The organism is Pedobacter mendelii (assembly GCF_014635725.1).
In the GTDB taxonomy this organism is placed as follows: Bacteria; Bacteroidota; Bacteroidia; order Sphingobacteriales; family Sphingobacteriaceae; genus Pedobacter; species Pedobacter mendelii.
The window spans coordinates 1-5,714 of record NZ_BMDJ01000022.1; the positions used below are offsets into that span (position 1 = coordinate 1).

2 tRNA genes and 2 rRNA genes are annotated in these 5,714 nt (G+C 47.6%); all 4 read left to right on the top strand.

The annotated features are described in order from the left end of the window. Nucleotides 1-441: 441 nt before the first annotated feature. The 4 genes from IEV50_RS19445 to IEV50_RS19460 all read left to right on the top strand — a co-directional run bounded on the left by IEV50_RS19445 (nucleotide 442) and on the right by IEV50_RS19460 (nucleotide 5,628). Nucleotides 442-1,963: ribosomal RNA gene (locus IEV50_RS19445) — 16S ribosomal RNA — on the top strand. 186 nt (nucleotides 1,964-2,149) lie between these two features. Then, a tRNA-Ile gene (locus tag IEV50_RS19450) sits at nucleotides 2,150-2,224 on the top strand. Between the two features lie 13 nt (nucleotides 2,225-2,237). Further along, nucleotides 2,238-2,311 (top strand) — tRNA-Ala (locus tag IEV50_RS19455). A 440-nt stretch (nucleotides 2,312-2,751) separates the two neighbouring features. After that, a 23S ribosomal RNA gene (locus tag IEV50_RS19460) occupies nucleotides 2,752-5,628 on the top strand. The 16S and 23S rRNA genes sit together here with 2 tRNA genes alongside, the layout of an rRNA operon. The last annotated feature ends 86 nt before the right edge of the window (nucleotides 5,629-5,714 follow it).

Sequence of the window (5,714 nt, forward strand, 5' to 3'; positions counted from 1 at the left end):
GTTCGGAAGAAGCGGAAATAATTGAAAAGCTGGGGTTATGAATTAAAGAGAGGCTAAAAAAATAAAATTTATTTTATTTGGAGGTTAAAAAAAGATTTCTACCTTTGCACTCCCAACAGAAACGAAGGGAAAATAAAACTAGAACGGCGGATGTCGGGAAGGTAAAAAAAAGATTGAAATAGGCATTTAAGAAACGGGAGACTAAAAAGACTCCAGTGGATTAAAAGTTTAACGATATATAAAAAGAGGCAGCCGCGAGGTATTTGCCGAAAAAGTTCTTAAAAGAGATGTCAATGTAGCGCAAGCGAGGTAATGAAGTACGGATTCAAGTACAGAGTACCGGAGCTTGATTTTAAAGTCAAATGTCTGACAGACATAATTAAAAAAAGAAGACTATTTTTAACAATAGTTAAAACTGGTCAGCATCTTACAACACATTTTACAATGGAGAGTTTGATCCTGGCTCAGGATGAACGCTAGCGGCAGGCCTAATACATGCAAGTCGAACGATACCTTCCAGCTTGCTGGAGGGAAAAGTGGCGCACGGGTGCGTAACGCGTATGCAACCTACCTTAATCAGGGGGATAGCCCGAAGAAATTCGGATTAACACCGCATAAAAACACAGAGTAGCATTACTCAATGTTCAAATATTTATAGGATTAAGATGGGCATGCGTGTCATTAGCTAGTTGGCGGGGTAACGGCCCACCAAGGCGACGATGACTAGGGGATCTGAGAGGATGACCCCCCACACTGGTACTGAGACACGGACCAGACTCCTACGGGAGGCAGCAGTAAGGAATATTGGTCAATGGAGGCAACTCTGAACCAGCCATGCCGCGTGCAGGAAGACAGCCCTATGGGTCGTAAACTGCTTTTATCTGGGAATAAACCTTTCTACGTGTAGGGAGCTGAATGTACCAGAAGAATAAGGATCGGCTAACTCCGTGCCAGCAGCCGCGGTAATACGGAGGATCCAAGCGTTATCCGGATTTATTGGGTTTAAAGGGTGCGTAGGCGGCCTGTTAAGTCAGAGGTGAAAGACGGTAGCTCAACTATCGCAGTGCCTTTGATACTGACGGGCTTGAATAAACTAGAGGTAGGCGGAATGAGACAAGTAGCGGTGAAATGCATAGATATGTCTCAGAACACCGATTGCGAAGGCAGCTTACTATGGTTTTATTGACGCTGAGGCACGAAAGCGTGGGGATCAAACAGGATTAGATACCCTGGTAGTCCACGCCCTAAACGATGAATACTCGCTGTTAGCGATATACAGTTAGCGGCTAAGCGAAAGCGTTAAGTATTCCACCTGGGGAGTACGCTCGCAAGAGTGAAACTCAAAGGAATTGACGGGGGCCCGCACAAGCGGAGGAGCATGTGGTTTAATTCGATGATACGCGAGGAACCTTACCCGGGCTTGAAAGTTAGTGAAGATTTCAGAGATGAATTCGTCCGCAAGGACACGAAACTAGGTGCTGCATGGCTGTCGTCAGCTCGTGCCGTGAGGTGTTGGGTTAAGTCCCGCAACGAGCGCAACCCCTATGTTTAGTTGCCAGCATGTAATGATGGGGACTCTAAACAGACTGCCTGTGCAAACAGAGAGGAAGGAGGGGACGACGTCAAGTCATCATGGCCCTTACGTCCGGGGCTACACACGTGCTACAATGGATGGTACAGAGGGCAGCTACATAGCAATATGATGCGAATCTCACAAAGCCATTCACAGTTCGGATTGGGGTCTGCAACTCGACCCCATGAAGTTGGATTCGCTAGTAATCGCGTATCAGCAATGACGCGGTGAATACGTTCCCGGGCCTTGTACACACCGCCCGTCAAGCCATGGAAGTTGGGGGTACCTAAAGTATGTAACCGTAAGGAGCGTCCTAGGGTAAAACCGATAACTGGGGCTAAGTCGTAACAAGGTAGCCGTACCGGAAGGTGCGGCTGGAATACCTCCTTTCTGGAGCAGAGTTGACTACTCGCTGCGCAACATGATACTCTTAAAAAAGAAAACACAAAAGAAACACCCAGAAGAAATGACGGTTGTCCTAATAATCAAAAAGGCCATCGGCACTGACCACTAGGTAAGCAAAGGAAGCGGTAGCGGTAAAGTACTAACCCGCAACTATAAAGCAACCTAACAGACAGTCCCGTAGCTCAGCCTGGTTAGAGCACTACACTGATAATGTAGGGGTCTCCAGTTCAAATCTGGACGGGACTACTTTAATAATCCTGGGGGATTAGCTCAGCTGGCTAGAGCGCCTGCCTTGCACGCAGGAGGTCAACGGTTCGACTCCGTTATTCTCCACAATTTAAGGTTGAGGGTTAAAAGGTAGAAGGCAAAGGGTAAAACCTATAGCCTATACAAACCGCACAACAAAGCTGAAAGCTTTTAAAAAACGAATAATACCTTACCAGGATTGGTAAACTACATTGACATAAAGATTAAGAAAAAGAAGAAACGCCATAGGGGCACATGAAACGGTTCGAGACCGCAGTTTTTCACTAATAAGGAATAAGCTATAGGCTTAGGTTGGGGCACATTAAACCCTAAACCTTTATACCCTCAGCCTTATACCTTAATAAAGTTCTTTGACATATTGGAAGAAGTTAAAAAAGAAGAGCAAACAACAATAGGCGACTGTTGTGTTTGTGCTCACTTGAAGGGAGAGCAATCAACTCTCAAGTATGAGACATCATAACAAGAGCAAAAAAGCATACTATACGGCGCAAAAGGCGTATAAGTAGAAGAAAGTAATAAAGAGTACACGGGGGATGCCTTGGCTCTCAGAGGCGATGAAGGACGTGATAAGCTGCGATAAGCTTCGGGTATTTGCAAATAGGAATTAATCCGAAGATTTCCGAATGGGGCAACCCGGCTGGTTGAAGACCAGTCACATATAATGAGCAAACCTGCCGAACTGAAACATCTAAGTAAGCAGAGGAAGAGAAAATAATAATGATTTCCTAAGTAGTGGCGAGCGAACGGGAAAGAGCCCAAACCTACTTTGTTACGGCAAAGTGGGGGTTGTAGGACTGCAATGTGGCATTAGCAAACAGAAGTGGAATGGGATGGGAAGCCCAGCGATACACGGTGATAGCCCGGTACACGTATAGAATGCTAGCCTAGCAGTATCCTGAGTACCGCGAGGTCGGAGACGCCTTGTGGGAATCTGCCGGCACCATCCGGTAAGGCTAAATACTCCTGAGAGACCGATAGTGAACCAGTACCGTGAGGGAAAGGTGAAAAGAACCCCGAACAGGGGAGTGAAATAGAACCTGAAACCGTGTACTTACAAGCGGTCGGAGCGTCCAGGTGGCGTGACGGCGTGCCTTTTGCATAATGAGCCTACGAGTTACTCTTCTCTGGCAAGGTTAAGTGTTTAAGACACGGATCCGAAGCGAAAGCGAGTCTGAATAGGGCGTATAGTCAGAGGAGGTAGACGCGAAACCTTGTGATCTACCCATGGACAGGTTGAAGGTGCGGTAACACGTACTGGAGGACCGAACCGATAAACGTTGAAAAGTTTCCGGATGATCTGTGGGTAGGGGTGAAAGGCTAATCAAACTGGGAAATAGCTCGTACTCCCCGAAATGTTTTTAGGAACAGCGTGGATATTAAGTTTCATAGAGGTAGAGCTACTGATTGGGTGCGGGGGAGTCAAATCCTACCAAATCCAGACAAACTCCGAATGCTATGAAATATGGTCTGCAGTGAGGCCCGGGGTGCTAAGGTCACGGGCCGAGAGGGAAAGAACCCAGACCATCAGCTAAGGTCCCTAAGTGTACGCTAAGTTGAACTAACGAGGTCCGATTGCACAGACAGCTAGGATGTTGGCTTGGAAGCAGCCATTCATTTAAAGAGTGCGTAACAGCTCACTAGTCGAGCGATCGGGCATGGATAATAAACGGGCATTAAGTGTATCACCGAAGCTATGGGATTGAAATATATCGGTAGGGGAGCATTCTATATGCAGCGAAGGTATCTGGTAATGGGTGCTGGAGCGTATAGAAAAGCAAATGTAGGCATAAGTAACGATAAGGCGGGAGAGAAACCCGCCCACCGAAAGGATAAGGTTTCCTGATCAACGCTAATCGGATCAGGGTTAGTCGGGTCCTAAGGAGAACCCGAAAGGGACATTCGATGGACAACTGGTTAATATTCCAGTACTTTTTATAACTGCGATGTGGGGACGGAGTAGTGACACTGCCGCGAACTGACGGAATAGTTCGTTAAAGGTTGTAGGTATTAGAATGGTAGGCAAATCCGCCAATCTAGCTGAAAACTAATAGTACCGCGAGGCTTCGGCTGAGTGGATAGAGCAGGTAAACAGACTTCCAAGAAAAACCGCTAAGCTTCAGGTTATAAAAACCCGTACCGCAAACCGACACAGGTATCCGGGAAGAGAATTCTAAGGTGCTCGAGTGAATCATGGCTAAGGAACTCGGCAAAATGGCCCTGTAACTTCGGGAGAAGGGGCGCTGGCAGTAATGTCAGCCGCAGTGAAAAGGCCCAGGCGACTGTTTAACAAAAACACATGGCTTTGCAAAATCGAAAGATGAAGTATAAGGCCTGACACCTGCCCGGTGCTGGAAGGTTAAGAGGGGATGTCATCCGCAAGGAGAAGCATTGAATCGAAGCCCCAGTAAACGGCGGCCGTAACTATAACGGTCCTAAGGTAGCGAAATTCCTTGTCGGGTAAGTTCCGACCTGCACGAATGGTGTAACGATCTGGGCGCTGTCTCAGCCATGAGCTCGGTGAAATTGTGGTCCCGGTGAAGACGCCGGGTACCCGCAACGGGACGGAAAGACCCCATGCACCTTCACTACAATTTAACATTGACATTGGATACAGGATGTGTAGGATAGGTGGGAGGCTTTGAAGCGGCGTCGCTAGGCGTCGTGGAGCCAACGTTGAAATACCACCCTTTCTGTATTCGGTGTCTAATCCCGCTCAGCGGGAGACATTGTTTGATGGGTAGTTTGACTGGGGTGGTCGCCTCCAAAAAGGTAACGGAGGCTTTCAAAGGTAAGCTCAATACGCTTGGTAACCGTATGAGGAGTGCAATAGCATAAGCTTGCTTGACTGTGAGACAGACAAGTCGATCAGGGTCGAAAGACGGATATAGTGATCCGGTGGTTCTGCATGGAAGGGCCATCGCTCAAAGGATAAAAGGTACGCTGGGGATAACAGGCTGATCTCCCCCAAGAGCTCATATCGACGGGGAGGTTTGGCACCTCGATGTCGGCTCGTCACATCCTGGGGCTGGAGAAGGTCCCAAGGGTTCGGCTGTTCGCCGATTAAAGTGGCACGCGAGCTGGGTTCAGAACGTCGCGAGACAGTTCGGTCCCTATCTGTTGTGGGCGTAGGAATTTTGAGTGGGGCTGACCTTAGTACGAGAGGACCGGGTTGGACTAGCCTCTAGTGAATCTGTTGTTCCGCCAGGGGCATTGCAGAGTAGCTACGCTGGGAATAGATAAGCGCTGAAAGCATCTAAGTGCGAAACTAGCCACGAGATGAGAATTCCATATAGGACCGTAGAAGACTACTACGTTGATAGGTTACAGATGTAAAGGTGGTGACATCACAGTCGAGTAATACTAATCATCCGAAGCTTTCAAAGCAAACAGACTGTTGTTTGTTCTTCAAACTAACTTCTTTCAATCATGTTTAAGGTTTAAGGCGAAAGGCTTAAGGTTTAGGGTTTAC